Source organism: Sphingopyxis sp. 10G20-10 (assembly GCF_057365075.1).
In genome coordinates, this window is sequence record NZ_CP195117.1 from 2,131,521 (window position 1) to 2,149,716 (window position 18,196).

Annotated in this window: 21 protein-coding genes; 8 read left to right on the forward strand and 13 right to left on the reverse strand. The window is 59.8% G+C overall.

Annotated features, from left to right (window positions below; genetic code table 11):
* Positions 1–47: 47 nt before the first annotated feature.
* Both ACR3XE_RS10390 and nadC read right to left on the reverse strand, forming a co-directional pair.
* A complete protein-coding gene (locus tag ACR3XE_RS10390; RefSeq protein ID WP_473700246.1) occupies positions 48–779 on the reverse strand; it encodes a ribonuclease T2 family protein in 732 nt (243 codons plus the stop codon).
* Entirely contained in the window at positions 766–1,614 is an 849-nt protein-coding gene (gene nadC / locus ACR3XE_RS10395; RefSeq protein WP_473700245.1) for a carboxylating nicotinate-nucleotide diphosphorylase, read from the reverse strand. Before nadC ends, ACR3XE_RS10390 begins: the two co-directional genes overlap by 14 nt.
* 113 nt (positions 1,615–1,727) lie before the next feature.
* Between nadC and ACR3XE_RS10400 the strand changes: the two genes are divergently transcribed.
* The gene (locus ACR3XE_RS10400) at positions 1,728–2,861 is read left to right on the forward strand and encodes an NAD(P)H-dependent flavin oxidoreductase (RefSeq protein ID WP_473700244.1); all 1,134 of its coding nucleotides are present in this window, start codon (positions 1,728–1,730) and stop codon (positions 2,859–2,861) included.
* 36 nt (positions 2,862–2,897) lie between these two features.
* Here the strand turns inward: ACR3XE_RS10400 and ACR3XE_RS10405 are convergent, their stop codons facing one another.
* Complete coding sequence (locus ACR3XE_RS10405) at positions 2,898–3,347, reverse strand: peptidylprolyl isomerase (protein ID WP_473700243.1); 450 nt, start codon at positions 3,345–3,347, stop codon at positions 2,898–2,900.
* A 179-nt stretch (positions 3,348–3,526) separates the two neighbouring features.
* Here ACR3XE_RS10405 and mgtE point away from each other — a divergent pair, with 179 nt between their 5' ends.
* On the forward strand, positions 3,527–4,975 hold the full coding sequence (mgtE, locus tag ACR3XE_RS10410) for a magnesium transporter (RefSeq protein ID WP_486185711.1): 1,449 nt from the start codon (positions 3,527–3,529) through the stop codon (positions 4,973–4,975).
* 233 nt (positions 4,976–5,208) lie between these two features.
* Positions 5,209–5,343 (forward strand): entericidin A/B family lipoprotein, encoded by a 135-nt coding sequence (locus tag ACR3XE_RS10415; protein ID WP_473700241.1) that lies wholly within the window; start codon positions 5,209–5,211, stop codon positions 5,341–5,343.
* 23 nt (positions 5,344–5,366) lie between these two features.
* On the opposite strand, the gene tatC is transcribed toward ACR3XE_RS10415, so the two are convergent.
* The 9 genes from tatC to ACR3XE_RS10460 all read right to left on the reverse strand — a co-directional run bounded on the left by tatC (position 5,367) and on the right by ACR3XE_RS10460 (position 12,699).
* A complete protein-coding gene (tatC, locus tag ACR3XE_RS10420) occupies positions 5,367–6,122 on the reverse strand; it encodes a twin-arginine translocase subunit TatC (RefSeq protein WP_473700307.1) in 756 nt (251 codons plus the stop codon).
* A 74-nt stretch (positions 6,123–6,196) separates the two neighbouring features.
* Positions 6,197–6,598 carry a Sec-independent protein translocase protein TatB gene (gene tatB, locus ACR3XE_RS10425; protein ID WP_473700240.1) on the reverse strand — a complete coding sequence of 134 codons (402 nt, stop codon included), beginning with the start codon at positions 6,596–6,598 and terminating at the stop codon, positions 6,197–6,199.
* A 31-nt stretch (positions 6,599–6,629) separates the two neighbouring features.
* Positions 6,630–6,875, reverse strand: a complete 246-nt coding sequence (locus ACR3XE_RS10430) for a twin-arginine translocase TatA/TatE family subunit (protein ID WP_473700239.1) — start codon at positions 6,873–6,875, stop codon at positions 6,630–6,632.
* A 22-nt stretch (positions 6,876–6,897) separates the two neighbouring features.
* A complete protein-coding gene (scpB, locus tag ACR3XE_RS10435; RefSeq protein ID WP_473700238.1) occupies positions 6,898–7,497 on the reverse strand; it encodes an SMC-Scp complex subunit ScpB in 600 nt (199 codons plus the stop codon).
* A complete protein-coding gene (locus ACR3XE_RS10440) occupies positions 7,494–8,279 on the reverse strand; it encodes a segregation and condensation protein A (RefSeq protein WP_473700237.1) in 786 nt (261 codons plus the stop codon). The genes scpB and ACR3XE_RS10440 overlap by 4 nt, the downstream gene beginning before the upstream one ends.
* Positions 8,276–9,283, reverse strand: a complete 1,008-nt coding sequence (gene nagZ / locus ACR3XE_RS10445) for a beta-N-acetylhexosaminidase (protein WP_473700236.1) — start codon at positions 9,281–9,283, stop codon at positions 8,276–8,278. Before nagZ ends, ACR3XE_RS10440 begins: the two co-directional genes overlap by 4 nt.
* A gap of 109 nt (positions 9,284–9,392) precedes the next feature.
* The gene (locus tag ACR3XE_RS10450) at positions 9,393–10,136 is read right to left on the reverse strand and encodes an SPOR domain-containing protein (RefSeq protein ID WP_473700235.1); all 744 of its coding nucleotides are present in this window, start codon (positions 10,134–10,136) and stop codon (positions 9,393–9,395) included.
* Positions 10,136–11,863 carry an arginine--tRNA ligase gene (gene argS, locus ACR3XE_RS10455; RefSeq protein WP_486185712.1) on the reverse strand — a complete coding sequence of 576 codons (1,728 nt, stop codon included), beginning with the start codon at positions 11,861–11,863 and terminating at the stop codon, positions 10,136–10,138. The genes ACR3XE_RS10450 and argS overlap by 1 nt, the downstream gene beginning before the upstream one ends.
* Before the next feature lie 152 nt (positions 11,864–12,015).
* Positions 12,016–12,699 carry a hypothetical protein gene (locus ACR3XE_RS10460; RefSeq protein WP_486185713.1) on the reverse strand — a complete coding sequence of 228 codons (684 nt, stop codon included), beginning with the start codon at positions 12,697–12,699 and terminating at the stop codon, positions 12,016–12,018.
* A 161-nt stretch (positions 12,700–12,860) separates the two neighbouring features.
* On the opposite strand from ACR3XE_RS10460, the gene ispH reads away from it, so the two are divergent.
* The 3 genes from ispH to rnhA are packed head-to-tail and all read left to right on the forward strand — an operon-like array spanning position 12,861 to position 15,300.
* Positions 12,861–13,853, forward strand: a complete 993-nt coding sequence (ispH, locus tag ACR3XE_RS10465) for a 4-hydroxy-3-methylbut-2-enyl diphosphate reductase (RefSeq protein WP_473700232.1) — start codon at positions 12,861–12,863, stop codon at positions 13,851–13,853.
* Between the two features lie 5 nt (positions 13,854–13,858).
* A complete protein-coding gene (thrB, locus tag ACR3XE_RS10470; RefSeq protein WP_473700231.1) occupies positions 13,859–14,821 on the forward strand; it encodes a homoserine kinase in 963 nt (320 codons plus the stop codon).
* Positions 14,818–15,300 carry a ribonuclease HI gene (gene rnhA, locus ACR3XE_RS10475; RefSeq protein ID WP_473700230.1) on the forward strand — a complete coding sequence of 161 codons (483 nt, stop codon included), beginning with the start codon at positions 14,818–14,820 and terminating at the stop codon, positions 15,298–15,300. Before thrB ends, rnhA begins: the two co-directional genes overlap by 4 nt.
* Before the next feature lie 67 nt (positions 15,301–15,367).
* On the opposite strand, the gene ACR3XE_RS10480 is transcribed toward rnhA, so the two are convergent.
* Positions 15,368–16,498, reverse strand: coding sequence for an NAD(P)/FAD-dependent oxidoreductase (locus ACR3XE_RS10480; protein ID WP_486185714.1), 1,131 nt, complete (start codon positions 16,496–16,498; stop codon positions 15,368–15,370).
* A 113-nt stretch (positions 16,499–16,611) separates the two neighbouring features.
* Between ACR3XE_RS10480 and ACR3XE_RS10485 the strand changes: the two genes are divergently transcribed.
* The gene (locus tag ACR3XE_RS10485; protein WP_473700229.1) at positions 16,612–17,094 is read left to right on the forward strand and encodes an A24 family peptidase; all 483 of its coding nucleotides are present in this window, start codon (positions 16,612–16,614) and stop codon (positions 17,092–17,094) included.
* A gap of 54 nt (positions 17,095–17,148) precedes the next feature.
* Positions 17,149–18,195: a Flp pilus assembly protein CpaB gene (gene cpaB, locus ACR3XE_RS10490; RefSeq protein ID WP_473700228.1), complete on the forward strand. Its 1,047-nt coding sequence runs from the start codon at positions 17,149–17,151 to the stop codon at positions 18,193–18,195.
* Position 18,196 lies beyond the last annotated feature (1 nt).

The following is an 18,196-nucleotide window of genomic DNA, read 5'->3' on the forward strand; positions in this document are numbered from 1 at the left end:
CCGCCACGATATGGAGCAATTAAGAATTTGGTAAGGTTAAAAGATCGTTAACGCGGCGCATGTCCCGGCATGGGACGCACCCGCACCGGATGACGGTCGCCCGCCCCGCTTTGAAATGGCTTGCAGCGTTGCGGCCGCATCCGGGGGCCCAGACAAAAGCGGATTTCGTCGAGCCAGCCTTTGCGATCAACCTTGATCGACAGCATGGGCGCGGCGACACCGGGGTTGGCGTCGGCAAAGGCGCGGCGAATACCGCCGGCAGTTTGAGCCTTGTCCGAAAATTCTGACATGTCGGGAAAGCGAACGGCGCGAAACAATATCTCGGCGGCACGAAAATAAGCGGCAGGATGCGGACTCATGCAGGTACCGTGCTTAGCCCATTCGTGCTGCAACAATTGTGGCGAGGGCGTCATGCACAAATGTTTACGAATGACCGGCGACGGCACAATTTTGGCGGGGCGGCACCATTGCGGATAATCCGCCCCCTTCGCTTCGGGCCACAGGCCGTGGAGCACCCAGCCGAACTGGCCATTTTTTCCGCCACATTGAAATCGGTCGCGTGCTCCATTTGGTTTACGCACCATCGCACAATGTTGCGGCGACCAGCTAAGGCTGAGCAGATAGCCCGCGATCTTTGGCTTGCGAACCGGCTCGCCGCGGCGGGGGTGTTCACCTCGCGGCACAGTTATGCGATCCGGCGCACTGCACGCCAGCGCCTGTGCGTCGGCGGCGGATGGAACGAGCGCCAGCCCGAGTACGACACAACTAAACCAGCGCAAAATCGAGTCCGATGTCGGCGGCGGGGGCCGATTGGGTCAGCCGCCCGACCGAAACAAAGTCGACGCCGGTTTCGCCAATCGCGTGAATCGTATCGAGCCGAACGCCGCCCGACGCCTCGGTCGGCACTTTTCCATCAACGAGCCGCACCGATGTACGCAAATCATCAAGCGACATATTGTCGAGCAGCAAATGGGTCGCTCCGGCAGTCAACGCCGCTTCGATTTGGTCGATACGATCAACCTCTACAATGATGCTTTCGATGCCCGCAGCAACAGCGCGGCGCACTGCTTCGCCGACCGATCCCGCGACCGCGACATGATTATCCTTGATCATCGCCGCATCGTCGAGCCGCATCCGGTGGTTGGTCGCCCCACCCATACGCGTCGCATATTTTTCCAGAACACGCAGACCGGGAATCGTTTTGCGCGTGTCGAGCAAGGTCGCGCCGGTGCCTGCCAAAGCGTCAACATAAGTGCGGGTCATCGTCGCGATGCCTGACAAATGTTGTACCGTGTTAAGCGCTGATCGTTCGGCTGTGAGCAATGCGCGGGCGTTGCCCGACAGGCGCATCAGGTCGCTGCCGACCCCGACAAATTCGCCTTCGCCAGCCAATATCTCGATGGCCACTTCGGGCGCGAGGGCGCGAAAAAATCGTTCGGCAATCGGCAGGCCCGCGACGACGATCGCGTCGCGGCTATCCATCACCCCGCCAAAACAGGCATCGGCGGGAATGGTCGCCATTGATGTGATATCGCCTCCCTCCCCCAGGTCTTCGGCCAAAGTGGCGCGAACAAAGGCATTGAGGTCAAAATCGGGCAGCGCAAATTCTGTCATGCAGATGCGATAAAGGCTGACAGGCGCAAATCAACTTGACGTTTACGTCAACTAGGGTCGAAACTGCGGCAATTAGACATAGCTGGGCATTTGCCCGGCCACGGGAGAGAAACATGCAGTCACCTATTTGCGCCATGCTGGACATAGAATTCCCGCTGCTGGCCTTTTCGCATTGCCGTGATGTGGTGGTAGCGGTGTCAAAGGCGGGTGGCATGGGCGTCTTTGGTGCGGCCTCGCTACCACCCGAACGGTTGGAGGAGGAACTGGCCTGGATTGACGCTCATATCGGCGGACGGCCCTATGGCGTCGATCTGATCGTTCCCAACAGCTTTGCCGGCAAAGGCGAAGCGCGCACCGCACCGCCCGAAATACCGCAAGAGCACAAAGACTTTACCGCCGCGCTGCTCAAGCAACATGGAGTCGATGATGATGGCGCGGTGCTCCCGATCTTGGCACGCAACAGCCTCGGCGACAATATGCGCGAAGATGGAGCCGCCGCTCTGCTTGAAGTCGCATTTCGCCATCCAATCAAGCTGGTCGCCAACGCGCTGGGCGTGCCGCCGCCGCTGATGCTCGAACTGGGTAAGCGCCATAATGTGCCGGTGGCCGCGCTTGTCGGCACGCGCGATCATGCGCTGGCGCAGGTACGCGCGGGCGTCGATATATTGGTCGTAGCGGGCGGAGAGGCGGGCGGCCATTGCGGTGAAGTCGCGACGATGGTGCTGGTCCCCGAAGTCGCGTCGGCGGTTGCGGCTGTTGGCGCGAATACACCGATCCTAGCAGCGGGCGGTATCGTGACGGGCCGTCAGATGGCCGCATCAATGGCGATGGGCGCGCATGGCGCGTGGACCGGTTCGGTGTGGCTCACCACAGCGGAGGCCGAAACCAATCCGGTCGTGAAAGAAAAAATGCTCATCGCTTCATCGCGCGATACGGTGCGGTCGAAAAGCCGGACCGGCAAGCCGTCACGCCAGCTGCGGTCGCCGTGGACAGACGCGTGGGAAGCCGAAGGCGCGCCCAAACCGCTGCCTATGCCGATGCAATCGCTGGTCAGCGAACCTGCGCTGCGCAAAGTCGACAAACTGGCCGAGGGCGGCCACGAAGGCGCCAAGACGCTCGCGACCTATTGGGTCGGTCAAGGCGTCGGGTTGATGAACGAAGCCATGGGCGCGGGTCAGGTCGTCCAGCAATTCAAGGAAGACTGGATCGACGCCCGTGCCAGACTGAACGGATTCTTGGAGGAGTAAAATCCCCCTCTCCCATCGGAAGAGGGGGAAATCAGATTAGGCAACGCTGGCTTTGACAATCTTGCCGGGTTCGCGCGGCGGTTCGCCCTTGGGCAGACCGTCGACCGCATCCATGCCGTCGATCACTTCGCCCCAAACGGTATATTGTCCATCCAGAAAATTGGCATCGTCGAGGCAGATGAAGAACTGGCTGTTGGCGCTGTTCGGGTTTTGCGAGCGCGCCATCGAGCAGACGCCGCGGCTGTGCGGGGCTGACGAAAATTCTGCGGGAAGGTCGGGCAACTTGCTGCCGCCCATGCCGGTGCCCGTCGGGTCGCCGCCCTGTGCCATAAAGCCGTCAATGACGCGGTGGAAAATCACATCGTCGTAAAAGCCTTCGCCCGCAAGCTGGGTGATACGCTCGACATGCTGGGGGGCAAGGTCTGGGCGCAGGCGGATTTTGACATCGCCCGATGACAGCGAAAGGGTCAGGGTCTGATCAGTCATGGAAGCTCCTGTGGCTCTATGGTGAGAAAAAGATGCGCGTCCCATAGCGGGCGAATGCCGTCATGCCGAGGATAAATTATTCCCCACTGTCAGACGGCGTTGCCAATGCCTATCGTGCGGACTAGGGGAAACACGAGCCAAAGGCGACATGTGCCGCCAGTAACAGGGAGGACCACGCGATGGACAAACGCGAAGAATCCCTAACCGCTGCCCTGCGCGAAAATGACGAAGGCCGCATCATCGCGCCCGTCGATGCCGAGACCGAGCTCGACGAAGATGATCGGTTGAAGCCCGAATTTGTTCGCGACGTGATCGAGCTGGCCGAAGCCGGAGAGGACGACGCCGCACGCGAACGCATCGGTCGCCTGCATCCCGCCGACATCGCCGACTTGTTCGAACTGGTCCCCGAAGAAGACCGCATCATGCTGGCGAGCGTGATGGGCGACCTGTTGTCCGCCGATGTGCTTTCCGAAATGAACGAGCATGTGCGCGAAGGGTTGATCGACCTGCTCGACCCCGCACAGGTGGCCGAAATCGCTTCCGAAATGGACACCGACGACGCGGTGGCCATCATCGAGGATATGGAGGCGCATGAGCAGCAAGCTGTGCTCAAGGCGCTCGATCCCGAAGATCGCGCCGCGATCGAAGAAGCGCTATCTTATCCCGAGGAGACCGCGGGCCGCCTGATGCAGCGCGATCTGGTCGCGGTGGCCGAACATGTCCGCGTCGGCGACGTGATCGACATGTTGCGCGACGATGGCGACCTGACCACCGATTTCTGGGAAATCTATGTCGTCGACCCGACGCACCACCCGGTTGGCGTGTGCCAGCTGAGCTGGATTTTGCGGACCCCGCGCGACATTGCGATCAGCGACGTGATGAAACGCGAACAAACGCTGATTCCGGTCGATATGGATCAGGAAGAGGTCGCGCTGCGATTCCAGAAATACGCCCTGATTTCCGCCGCCGTTGTCGACCCCGGCGGGCAACTCGTCGGCATGATCACCGTCGATGACGTCGTGCACATCATTCAGGAAGAAGCCGGCGAAGATATTTTGCGGCTGTCAGGCGCGGGCGATGGCGACATTAACGAGCCCATCGCCGAGACGTTTCGCGCTCGCGTGCGCTGGTTGGTCGCCAATCTGGGCACGGCGCTGGTGGCGTCGTCGATTGTCGGGATTTTCGGCGGCGCGATTGAGCAAATGGTCGCGCTGGCCGCATTGATGCCCATTGTGGCGGGCGTTGGCGGCAATGCGGGCACGCAAACATTGGCGGTCACCGTCCGTGCGTTGGCGATGAACCAGCTCACCGATTCGAACAGTTGGCGCGCCGTCTATCGCGAGATGAAGATTGCGATTCTTAATGGCAGCACCATCGCATTGATCGCCGGAACCGCGACGGGACTGTGGTTTGGCAACTGGGGCCTCGGCGCTGTGATCGCCGCCGCGATGATCACGAACATCTTTGTCGCCGGAGTCGCGGGGGTTGCGATTCCGCTGCTCCTCGACCGTCTCGATCAGGATCCGGCGGTGGCGAGCAGTGTTTTCGTGACCATGACAACCGACTCTATGGGCTTTTTGGCCTTTCTGGGCCTCGCGGTGGCGAGCGGCCTGACCAGCATGGGCTAAATAAGTCTTTGGTATTAAAAAAACATTTTATCACGGAAATTTTCCGAGAAAAATATTGTCGCAAACGCACTTTTTTGGGGAACCATCATTCAACTAGGTCGTTTCCCATTCGAGCAGCGAGATTATGCCCCCCCGCATTCGCTGCTCAGCAACATGGGCCCGGTCACGTTCCACTCCCCCCCTCGGATCGTGCCGGGCCATTTTGCATTATTTCAGCAATAAGGTGATTTTCGATGAAGACACTCGCTTTCCGCTCCATCCTGTTGACGCTGTTTGCCGGAGTCATGCTCGCCGGCTGCGCAACCGTTAAAGGCGCTGGCCGCGACATTGAATCGGTTGGTCAGGCTGGTGAAGACGTTCTCCACTAGCGCCAATAGACCTCAAATCAATCTTAGCCTTCTGTTGGAGATTCCGCAGGCACCACATCGGCGGCTGTCTTGCGTCTGCGCTGGGTGAACCAGATGGCCAATAGTGAAATTTCATAAAGCAGAACCAACGGCACGGCGAGAAGCAACTGACTCAGAGCGTCAGGCGGCGTGAAAATGGCGGCAATCGCAAAAGCTGCGACGATCATATAGCGCCGCGCCGACAGTAATTGTTCGCGCGTTACAATTCCTGATCGTTCGAGCAACATGAGCAAGATTGGCAACAGGAAAGCGATGCCGAATGCCATGATGAACTGCATAATAAAGCTCAGATAATTTCCGACAGAAGGCAAGGCTTCTTGCTGAATGCCTCCTAGATCGCCCTGATAACCGAGCAGGAATTTCAGCGCGATTGGGATAGTGATGAAATAGGCAAAGCTCGCCCCCGCGACAAACAGAACCGGTGTCGCCATAATAAATGGCAACAAAGCCCGTTTCTCTTTGCGATAAAGCCCCGGCGCTACAAATTTCCACATCTGATTGGCGATCACGGGAAAAGCGATCATCATCGCTGCGAACAGAGCCACCTTAATCTCAACGAAAAAAGCCTCGAACAACTGGGTATAAATAATCTTGCCCTGCCCCGCCGCAACCAACGGTTTGACGAGGAGAATGAAAATCGGCTTGGCAAAATAAAGACAGACGCCAAACGCGAGGGCTATAGCCACAAGCGATTTCAGCAGCCGCGACCGCAGTTCGATCAGATGGTCGAGCAGCGGCATTTTTCCGCCCGCGCCCTCGCCATCTCCCGTGGTTGGTGTTTCCGGCGTATCTGGCGTTTCCCGCGCTTCCGCCGTCATGGCAACGGGCCGTCCTTCGGCGGAATGGCGTGGGTTTCTGGAGTATCAGCGGTTTCGGACGCATCGTCTGAGTTGCTATCTTCCATAGGCGCTTCTGGCGTGGGCGAACTGCTCGCTCCGATCGCAACCGGCGGTTCGCCACCCTCGTTTGCATCGGTCACGCGCGGAAACTCACGCATGATCGCATCATTTTGTTCACGCCACTTTTTTTCCAGATCCTCAAGCTCAGCCTCGCGCATCATCGTGTCGAGTCCCGAACGAAAATGGCGCGCCATACCGCGCGCTTTGCCAACCCATTTGCCAACAAAACGCATCGCCTTGGGCAAGTCTTTGGGGCCGATCACCACCAAAGCCACCATCACCACGAGTAACAACTCGGTGGGCGCGACGTCAAACATGGTTCATCTACCCCTGTACGGGCGGCGAGGGTCAGCGGGTTTCTTGGTCGCTGGTCGGCGTGGGTGCGGGTGTTACAGGCGGCGGGGCATCGGGCGCGCGCTGGCCATCGATATGCTTCATCGGTGACGGCGGTGCGTCATCCTCTGACATGCCTTTTTTGAAACTTTTGAGTCCTTTGGCAACATCGCCCATCATCTCGGAAAAGCGACCTTTGCCAAACAAAAGCAGGACGATCACACCCAAAATAAGCCAATGAATCAGGCTGAATCCGCCCATCAAATTTCTCCTTTCACTGTATTTAGGCTTCTTCGCCGTCTTTTACTAGGTCCAGCTCGCCCATCGCCTCTTCTAGAGCAAGATCGACAGGATCAAGCAGACCCGCCGCACGCAAATCTTCGATTCCCGGCAGGTCCTTGCGGCTGGACAGGCCAAAATGCTGCAGGAAAACGTCACTGGTCTTATAAATCAGCGGTCGTCCGGGCACCTCGCGTCGTCCGGCGGGGGCAATCCATTCGGCCTCCATCAGAACATCGAGCGTACCTTTTGACGTTTGGACGCCGCGAATAGATTCGATTTCGGCGCGGCTCACGGGTTCATGATAGGCAATGATGGCTAGAACCTCGGCGGCGGCGCGCGATAATTTGCGTGGATCATCGCGTTCCCGGCGCAACAAATGCGCCAGATCCGCCGGAGTCTGGAAATGCCATTTGCCGCCACGCTCGACAAGTTCGATGCCGCTGTCGGCATGACGCAGCGCAATCGCTTCGATCGCCGTGCGCACGTCCGCGGTCGTTACCTCGCCGCCCAGCCGATTGGCGATCCCACGCGGATCGAGCGGCGCGTCGGCAGCGAACAGCATAGCTTCTATCGCCCGTTCCTGATCGTCGATTATCGTCATGACGAGGCCGCTTTCAAAAATAGGGGTTCAAACGCTCCTGCCTGCCGCAAATCAACACGCCCTTGCCGCGCAAGTTCGAGCGCGGCAACAAAGCTTGAGGCCACCGCCGAGCGGCGTAACGTTCCCTCAAATTTGGGCGGCAGAAATTCGGACAATTCGGCCCAATCAAGCTTAACCCCGATAAGCCTGCCCACATGCTGCAACGCGGCATCAAGCGTTACGATGGGGCGCCGCTCCACCATATGAACCGCCGGTTCGCTGCGCTGCCGAACACGGCCATAGGCCAATAATATGTCATAGAGACTGGCATCCCAGCGGCGTATCCGCACATCGCGAAGTCCTTCGGGTCTCGCGCGCAAAAACACGTCGCGACCCATACGGTCACGCGCGAGCAGCCGCGCCGCTGCTTCGCGCATCGCGGCCAGCCGTTGCAGGCGCAGTTGCAGGCGCAGCGCCAATTCATCGGGTGAGGGATCTTCGAGTGGGTCCTTGGGCAGTAACAGCGCCGATTTAAGATAGGCAAGCCACGCCGCCATCACCAGATAATCGGCCGCCACTTCCAACTTCAGCGCACGCATTTCTGTGATGTGGGTCAAATATTGTTCGACCAGCGCGAGGATGGAAATCTGACGCAAATCAACCTTTTGGTTGCGCGCCAACGTCAACAGCAGGTCGAGCGGTCCCTCCCAGCTATCGAGCGATAGCTGCAGTGCATCTTCGGATTCGGTGGGCGAGGCTGCAATATCTTCGTCAAAAGGCAGACGCTCAACCACGTCGCTCATGCCAGCGCCAGCAAGGCGTCGCGCTGGTCGACCAAAGCCGCGAAACCACGGTCCTGACGCGCACCGGCGATACGTTCCATCGCACCATCCAACCGCGCCCGGGAACTAGCGCTGATCGGATCGAGATGATTGGCCATGCCGACCATATCGTCCATTCTGGCCCAACAATTGAGTGCAATGTCACACCCGGCCGCAATTGCCGCGGCTGCCCGAGAGGGGACATCGCCCGACAGGGCTTTCATATCCAGATCATCGGTCATCAACAGGCCGTGAAAGCCGACTCGTTGACGGATGATGGTTTCGATGACCGTCGATGACAGTGTCGCGGGCCGGTCGGCGTCCCAGGCGTTGAATACAACATGGCAGGTCATCGCCATCGCGGCGTCGCGCAAAGCAGCAAAGGGCGCAAGGTCATGCAGCAACTCCGCGTCCGATGCCGTGACGACGGGCAACGCTTCATGCGTGTCCAGCAGCGCGCGACCGTGGCCGGGAATATGTTTGACCACCCCCAGCACGCCGCCATCCTGCAGCCCGTTCAAAATGGCGCGGCCCAGCGCGGCGACGCGCATCGGTTCGCTGCCCAGCGCGCGGTCGCCGATGACATCGCTGGCGCCAGGCTGGCGCACATCGAGCAGCGGCAGACAGTCGACCGTGATGCCAACCTCTGACAGCATCACCGCAAGCGCCATGGCATTCAGCCGCGCCGCCTCTATCGCACTGGCGGGCGCGCGCTCATATAGGGCGTCAAAGGCCGCACCACTGGGGAAATTGGGCCATTCGGGCGCTTTCATCCGCGCGACGCGGCCGCCCTCCTGATCGATCAATATCGGCAGGTCCGAACGGCCATGCAGTGTCCGCAGATCATCGGTGAGCGCGCGCAACTGATCGCGATTGGCGATGTTGCGGACAAAGAGAATATAGCCCGCCGGTTCGCAGTCGCGGAAAAAGGCACGCTCGTCTTCAGACAGCGTCAGCGCAGCCATGCCGAAGATTGCTGGTATCATACCGCGTCAGCCTCCACACATCGGAGCCGAGGAAAAGGCCGCGATTTCAATCCTGCCATGCCACAGACAAGCGAACTGACCAATGATGATTGCGGCCAATTGCTCCGAATCAGTGGACGACAACGCAATTTTCGCCGGCTACCCGTAATTTCCCGCACAGGCTGGCGGCATTCGCAGCCGACCCTGTGGCGGCTCGCAAGCGATAAACCGTCCCGCCATCGAGCGAAGTCGATGACACCGACTTGTTCAGATCGGCAAGATAGGAAAAGCGCTTGGCCAGTGACGTCCATGCCTTATTGGCGCTGGCTTGACTGCTGTACGCTCCCAGCTGGATTGCCCCCGAACCGGTCGAAACTGGCGTAGCCGATTTGGACGTGGCAGCGGCTGGTTTAGCCACAGATTTGGCCTTTGCAGCTTTTGCAGCCTTCGCTGCCGCCGTCACAGCGGGTTCTTCTGGCAAGCGCGATGGATCGACGCGACCTGCTGGCTCCGCTCCTTCGGTTGCGGCGAAGCTAGCGTCGCCCTCGCCTTCAAACACTTTGGCATCGTCGCTTTCGGGCGCAACTTTATAGTCGCCATCCTGCGCCGCGATCAGTTCGGCATCGCCGCGCGTTCCGCCATTTTGAACCCACCAAAGCCCGCCAATCACCGCCGCGATCAATACCAGGCCGCCAACCACGAGCATCAGGAGCCGTGAAGGCGATACCGCGTCATCATCTTCATAATCGTCAGCGGCTTCTAACCAGGGCAGACGATCTTCGTCTGCCAGGTCGAAACTTTCCTCATTTTCGACGGCAGCGTCTTCCTGCTCGGTTGCTTCGACGTCTTTGTTCTTGTCCTTACCCTTTGGCATCACACCATCTCCTCGAGCGCGTCGACCCCCATCAGGTGCAGCCCGTTGCGGATAACCTGCCCGATTCCGTCAGCCAAATAAAGCCGTGTCGCGGTCATTTCGGTATCATTTGCCAAAATGATACGCGCTTCGGGGCGATCATTACCCATATTCCACCAAGCATGGAACGCAGCCGCCACGTCGCCAAGGAAGAAGGCAATACGATGCGGTTCGCGACTAACCGCCGCCGATTCGACGATTCTCGGGAATTGTGCGAGCAATTTGACCAGCGCCAGTTCCTCTGCGTCGAGCCGTTCGGGGGCGGGCGCAGGCAGTTTCATCTTCGCCTCTGCGACCTTGCGCTTCAGCGACGAGATGCGCGCATGGGCATATTGGACGTAAAAGACCGGATTATCGCGCGACGCCTCTACAACCTTGGCAAAATCGAAATCCATCTGCGCATCGGCCTTGCGGGTGAGCATGGTGAAACGCACCGCATCCTTGCCCACTTCGTCGACAATATCAGCCAGCGTTACAAAATTGCCCGCACGCTTGGACATTTTGAACGGCTCGCCATTTTTGAGCAGGCGGACCATCTGGACAAGTTTGACGTCAAATTTGGTTTTGCCGCCGGTCAGCGCCGCGACGGCAGCGCGAATCCGTTTGACCGTACCGGCATGATCGGCGCCCCATATATCAATGAGTTCGTCGGCACTCTGCGCTTTTTGATAATGATAGGCGAGGTCGGCGCCGAAATAGGTCCAGCTGCCGTCTGATTTTTTGATCGGGCGGTCCTGATCGTCGCCAAACTGGGTCGAACGGAACAGCGGCAACTCAACCGGTTCCCAGTCATCGGGGGTCTCCCCCTTGGGCGCCTCTAGCACACCGTCATAGACGAGCCCGTCGGCGCGTAACCGCGCCTCGGCGTCCGCTGGCTTACCTTCAGATTGTAACTTAGCTTCGGATGAGAAGAGATTGTGATGAATGCCAAGCTTTGCCAGATCGGCGCGGATCATGTCCATCATCGCATCGACCGCAGCGGCACGGAACAACGCCAGCCATTCGCCTTCGGGCGCACCGACATAGCGATTACCATATTCGCGGGCGAGCCAGACGCTGACCGGTTTCAAATAGTCGCCGGGATAAAGCCCTTCGGGGATGGTGCCAATATCCTCACCCAATGCTTCACGGTACCGCAAGTGGACCGAACGCGCGAGGACATCGACCTGCGCCCCCGCGTCATTGACATAATATTCGCGGGTGACGGCATAGCCCGCATATTCGAGCAATGCGGCGAGCGCATCGCCAACCACAGCACCGCGACAATGGCCAACGTGCATCGGCCCCGTCGGATTGGCAGAGACATATTCGACGTTGACGCGCCGCCCCTCGCCCAAAAACGAGCGTCCATATTCGTCATTTTCTGCGTGAATCAACGCCAGTTCGCTGCGCCAGCTGTCGTCGGCGAGCCGCATATTGATGAAACCGGGGCCAGCGACGCTCGCTTCGGTCACTTCGTCGATTTTTCTCAGTTCAGCCACCAGCAATTCGGCCAGCGCACGCGGATTGGTTCCGGCGGGTTTGGCCAACACCATCGCGGCGTTGGTCGCGACATCACCATGCGCGGGGTCGCGCGGCGGCTCTACGCTGATATTGGCGCGATCCAGCCCGGCGACAATGTCGCCGCGCGCGGCCAGCACATCAAGCGCGGCGCCAATATGGTCGGAGAAACGACGGAACAGAGTCAAAGCAATAACTTTCGCACGGGAAATGGGCTGTATCGGCCCCTAACGCAGCTTAAGGCTTGCGGAAAGCCCAAGGCGACAAAAGCGCTGCCTTCGGTGGCAGGACGCCTGACGGGGGCAGCGGCAGGCCGGTTAGTTGGACCAGCCAGCAGAGCCTATCGTCGAACGTTATATTCGAGCTGGTCCTGCGTCAGTTGAAAGCCAACCAGCAATTCAAAGCTGGCGCGCTGAACCGCCGCGCGGACTTCGGGGATCGTCAGGGGATCGACCGCAGCGTCCTGATCCCCGGCTTTGCGCTTGCGCGTAATGCGTTCACGAATATCGGCAGGCAGAGTCGCTGCCGCACGGTTGATATAGGCCGACGCCTGACCGTGACCAGAGCCGCGGGTCTGACCTGCGGCAAAATTCACACTGACATTGCCCAGCCGTTTGGCCACAACTGCAGTACCGCCCTGCACAACCGTCGAGAAATAGGGGATGGTCACGGTGCGCGCTGGTCCGGCATCGCGGCGGGTTGCCATAACATCGAAGTCGGCGAGCATATAGACTTTGTCGCCGGTATCGGTTGCATCATTGCATTGCTGTGTCAGGTTGGTGATCGAGGCCACGACATCAATCGCGCGCGAATCGCGGCTTGTCGCCGGGTCGAAAAGCGTGATGTCGCCCGTCTGCAGCGGAATGGCGACCGCTGGGCACGCCGTGCGAACCGCCTGAACGCCAACACCCGCTGCCGAGACGTCCAGCTGACCCTTGTCAGCGCAGCCCGCCACCAGCATCATCGCCATTGCACCGCCCAACAAGGCGACTGTAGAACGGGGAAGAGACGCATTGAATGTCATGATGATCGGGCTTTCCAAACGAACGGGCCGGTAAGGCAAAGGGGTTAGAGGCGAGTTGTACACCTCCATGCGCGCCGCTTCTTATCGGGGCGATGAACGCGGCGCAACGGCAACGAAGCCGCTTTACGCTGAGCCGACGCCTGCGCTAGAGCGATTACATCATGAATGCGCCCCCTAATCTAACCCCGACGCCCGCAACAACCGCGCCCCGCCTTGCCGTTTTAGTGGCGGCTCCACGTGGATTTTGCGCCGGTGTCGACCGTGCGATCCGCATCGTCGAGCTGGCCATCGAGCGTTATGGCGCGCCCGTTTATGTTCGGCATGAAATTGTCCACAACCGCTATGTTGTTGATTCGTTGAAGGCTTTGGGTGCTGTTTTCGTCGAATCGCTCGATCAGGTTCCCGAGGGCATCCCGGTTGTGTTCAGCGCGCACGGAGTGCCCAAATCTGTACCAAGCAAGGCCGAAGCGCGCGGGCTCGACTTTATCGATGCGACCTGCCCACTGGTGTCAAAAGTTCATCGTCAGGCCGAACGGAACTATGAATCCGGGCGACATATTATTTTTGTCGGACACACTGGCCACCCCGAAGTCATCGGCACTTTGGGCCAATTGCCGCCAGGGGCGATGTCACTCGTCGAATCGGTTGACGATGTCGCCGCGCTATCTCCACCCGATCCCGACAAGCTGGCTTATTTGACCCAGACGACGCTGTCGGTTGATGACACGCGCGATATATTGACGGCGCTCAAGCATCGGTTTCCCGCCATCATCGGCCCGCGCGGCGAGGACATTTGCTATGCCACATCGAACCGACAGGCAGCGGTAAAGGCGATTGCTGCGCGCTGCGACCGGATGCTGGTCATCGGCGCGCCCAATAGCTCGAACAGCCTGCGCTTGGTCGAGGCCGCCGAACGCCTCGGCACGCCGGCACATCTGGTGCAACGCGGGGTCGATATTGATCCCGCGTGGCTGACCGGCATCACAACTTTGGGAATCACCGCCGGAGCAAGCGCGCCGGAAACATTGGTGCGCGAAGTCATTGACTGCGTCGCGCAGCATCGCCCCATCGACGAAGAAGTCGTCGTCACCGCCGAAGAAAATATGATTTTCAAACTCCCGCGCGGGCTGGACCCCGTAATCACGGGGGCTTAGCCCCAATGGCTGTGTATACACGGGTCGAGCCCGATGATCTGGCGGCATTGGTCGCCCGTTTTGACATTGGCACCATCCTGTCGTGCAAAGGCATTGCCGAAGGGGTGGAAAACAGCAATTTTCTGCTCGAAACGACAGTGGGCCACTATATTCTGACGCTGTATGAAAAGCGGGTGCAAGCCAACGACTTGCCCTTTTTCGTAAATCTGCTCGACCATCTGGCGGCCAGTCACTGCCCTGTCCCGGCGATGCTCCGCGACAGACAGGGTGAGGCCGTTCAGCAGATTTCGGGACGTGCCGCCTGTATCATCCAGTTCCTGCCCGGAATTTCCCTGACGACGCCATCGCCCTCACAAAGCGAGGCAGCAGGCGCGGCTCTGGGCACCATGCATAACGCCCTCCAACATTATGACGGCACCCGCGCCAACAGTATGGGCCACACCATATGGCGGGGGATTGCCGACGCCACGGGCGACCTCGACGCGGTGCGCCCCGGGTTGCAGGCCATCGTCGATGCTGAACTGGATCACATGGAGGCGCACTGGCCCGCCGCGCTGCCCACGCATGTGATCCACGCCGACCTGTTTCCCGACAATGTCCTGATGCTCGGCGACCGGGTGACGGGGTTGATCGATTTTTATTTTGCCGCCAGCGATTATCGCGCCTTTGATGTGGCGATTACCCATGCCGCTTGGACGTTCGATGCGAGCGGCGAGGTTTGCGACCGCGCGCGCGCGCAGGCGCTGATGCGCGGTTATTTGGGCGAGATTGACCTGTCGGATGAGGAACAGGCGGCGCTGCCACTGTTGGCGCGCGGGGCGGCTCTGCGGTTCCTGGTGACGCGGGCGCATGATTGGGTCCACACGCCCGCCGGCGCGCTGGTGACGCGCAAGGACCCTGCCCCCTTTCTGGCCCGTCTGCGACGCTATCAGGCCGATGATGCCGCCAGCCTGTTCCTGCCCCAATGACCGAGGCAAAGAGCAGGACGGGCCGCAAAACCGTGATCGTCGCCACCGACGGCGCGTGCAAGGGCAATCCCGGCCCCGGAGGCTGGGGCGCGGTGCTGCGTTGGGGAGAGGTCGTCAAAACCCTGTCCGGCGGCGAGCCTGATACAACCAATAATCGCATGGAAATGATGGCGGCGATCGAAGCCCTTGCGGCGCTAAAACGCGGCTGTCATGTCGAGCTGTCAACCGACAGCGTCTATGTTCGCGACGGCATCACCAAATGGATATTTGGCTGGCAAAAGAACGGCTGGCGCACTGCATCGAAAAAACCGGTGGCCAATGCCGACCTATGGCAGCGACTGGTCGTCGAGGCCGAACGCCACACCATCGAATGGCTGTGGGTCAAGGGCCACGCCGGTCATCCTGACAATGAGATCGCCGACCAACTGGCCAGCGACGCCGCGCTTGAAATCATGCGCACAAACCGCGCTGCAGGCTAAGCCAGCTCGACGACTTTGATGCTGCAAAAATCTATTCAGCTTCGCGCATTCCCGCTTAAGGTCGTGGTCAGGCAAATCGCGACGGGGCAAAGGGTGACGGATCAACTTCGCCGATTGCGCCAATTGGCAGTGGAGCACCCAGTTGCGCCGCCAGCAAGCCCGCTATGGCGGGGGCCGTCTGGATGCCAAAGCCACCCTGCCCAGCGCACCAGACAAAGGCAGGGCATTCGGCGTCGGAGCCAAAGACCGGCAAACGATCGGGCGCAAAGCTGCGTAAGCCTGCCCATTTCCGCTCGACCGCCGCGATTGACCAGTCGACGACCGTTTGCAGTCGATCAATCGCCACAGCGACGTCCAACTCTTCGGGAGCCACATCGCTTGCCACATCGGGGGTTTCATCATGCGGGCTGAGCCAGATTCGCCCTTCCCCGCCGCCTTTGAAATAAAAATCGCCGCCCACATGGATGACAAGCGGCAGTTCGGCGGGAGTCGGCACACCCAGCCGTAGTTGAAGCACGGTGCGCCGGTATGGCTGGATGCTCAGCGGAGAAATGCCGCTGGCGACCGCCACCGCATCGGCCCAGGCCCCTGCGGCGTTGACCAGCACCGCCGCGCGCAGCGTGCGTCCGCCCGCCTCGACAGTCCAGCCACCGTCCTGCCAGCGCGCCTGTGTCAGCGGCGCACGCGTCAGCAAGGTCACACCGGCGCGCTTGGCGCGCCGCAAATAGGCTGCGTGGAGGCCCGCGACATCAATGTCACTGCACGCCGGCTCATAAGCCGCCTCACACCAGTCGGGTCGAATCCCCGGCACTTTGGCCGTGATCTCTTTGGACTCTAGCCGAGTGACGGCGACGCCCTTGGCCGCGAAATCGCGGACAAACGCGTCCACTAACGCCGATTCTTCGCGATGGCCCAGCGTCAGCGCTGCGCGTGGCGACAAAAATCCCCGCTCCGAGAAATCCGCATCGGGCGAATCGAGTGTTGCAAAGGAAGCAGCGGACAGTGGCTGGACATGCACCCCGCCATAACTTTCGTGCCAGAACGCCGCTGATCGTCCTGTCGCATGATAGCCCGGCATATCTTCGGCTTCGATCAACATCACGCGACGATAGGGGCCAAGCGCCGCCGCTAGACTGGCACCGGCGATACCGGCGCCGACAATCAACACTTCAACATCATGAGGCGAGGCAAAGGGCATGAAAGGACGGCTCTCCGGCTTTGAATGGATGGACACCGGGCAGCGATAAAGCCCTCCCTGTCGCGGGAAGATGGTTACGATTTGGTAAGCCATCGAGTCTAGGACAAAAACTGATGAATAGCGCAGTTACCCAAATGGCTCTTATGGCCCTGCTCGCCGCGATGATGATCGCCGCTGCGATCAGCGATTTGCGGTCGCGCACTATTTCAAATCAACTCAATGCCGCGATTGCGCTGTTCGCTATCCCTTTCTGGTTTGCGACCAGCCTCGCGCTTTGGCCCGACATGCCGTTGCAATTTGGCGCCGCATTGGCGGTCTTCATGGTCTTTGCGGCCTTATTCTTTATCGGCGCCATGGGCGGCGGTGATGTGAAAATGATTGGCGCGGTGATGCTATGGATTCCGCTGCCATTGTTCCTGCCAATGCTGACCGTGATGGCGATAGCGGGCGGAATCCTGTCGGCAGTGATGCTGATCCTGACCAAAATTCGACCGTCTGACAAGACTATAGAGGTTCCCTATGGGGTCGCAATCGCGGCTGCAGGTCTTTGGGCGCTTCACCAACAATATCTTAACCACTTTCAGGCTATCGCTTGAAGTTGATGGCAAGCACGACCGCATCTGGTCGCGCTAAGGAGGCGAAAGATCGTCATGGATACGCGAAAGATTTTCCTGATCGTTGGGGCATTGGTCATTGCGATCGGTGCCGCATTCGGAGTCAACCAGATGATGCGGGGGGCGTCTGCGCCACAAGCGCGTGCTGCCGCCGCACCGGAAATTACGGGACCGATGATTTTGGTCGCCACCCGGCAGCTGCCGGTCGGCACAATTATCGGTGCTGACAGTTTCCGTTTTCAGCCTTGGCCCAATGAGTTGGTCCAAAAGGCCTATTTCCTGAAGGACAAGACCGACGTCCAGACGCTGGTCGGAACGGTGGTGCGCTATCAAATCACCGCCGGTCAGCCTTTGACCCAAGGCGCACTAGTCCATCCCAATGATCGCGGCTTCCTGGCTGCGGCGCTTGGAGCCGGAATGCGCGCCGTCACGGTTAAAGTTTCTCAGGAACAAGGGGTCGCCGGCTTTGTGTTTCCGGGCGACCGCGTCGATGTGCTGTTGACTCAGGACATCGAAGTCAAGGATGCGTCGGATTATCCCGACGACCAGCTTCACACCTCCGAAACGATCATCAAGAATGTCCGTGTGCTCGCGACAGACCAGCGCACCGATGCCGAGGACGAAACCGGCAATACGCCAGTCAAGACCTTCGGTTCGGTCACGCTCGAAGCCACGCCTGCGATCGCAGAGAAGATTGCCGTCGCTCAAGGTATGGGCAAATTGTCACTGGCGCTGCGCCCACTCGCTGAAACAACTGGCGACCTAGAGGCAGCCATTGCGTCAGGTGATGTGAATGTACCGGAAAAGGGTGGCACGGCTGCCGAACGCCGTATGCTGGCCGAAGCCGAAAACCGCCCGACGGCTGGGCGCACCTCGGCAACGACCGGTGGCGATGTTTCGCGCTTTTGGGTTCCTGTCAGCGGGCGTGTCGGCCCGAGGCACCGCAATCAGAATATGTTTGACGGACCCCAAGCTGGTGTTCCCGTCAAGGCAGGGGACGCAGGATCGACGGCAGCCCGTGGCCCGGTTGTACGCGTAACTCGCGGCGATGAAGTCACCGTCGTGCCGGTTGGAGGCAAGTAAG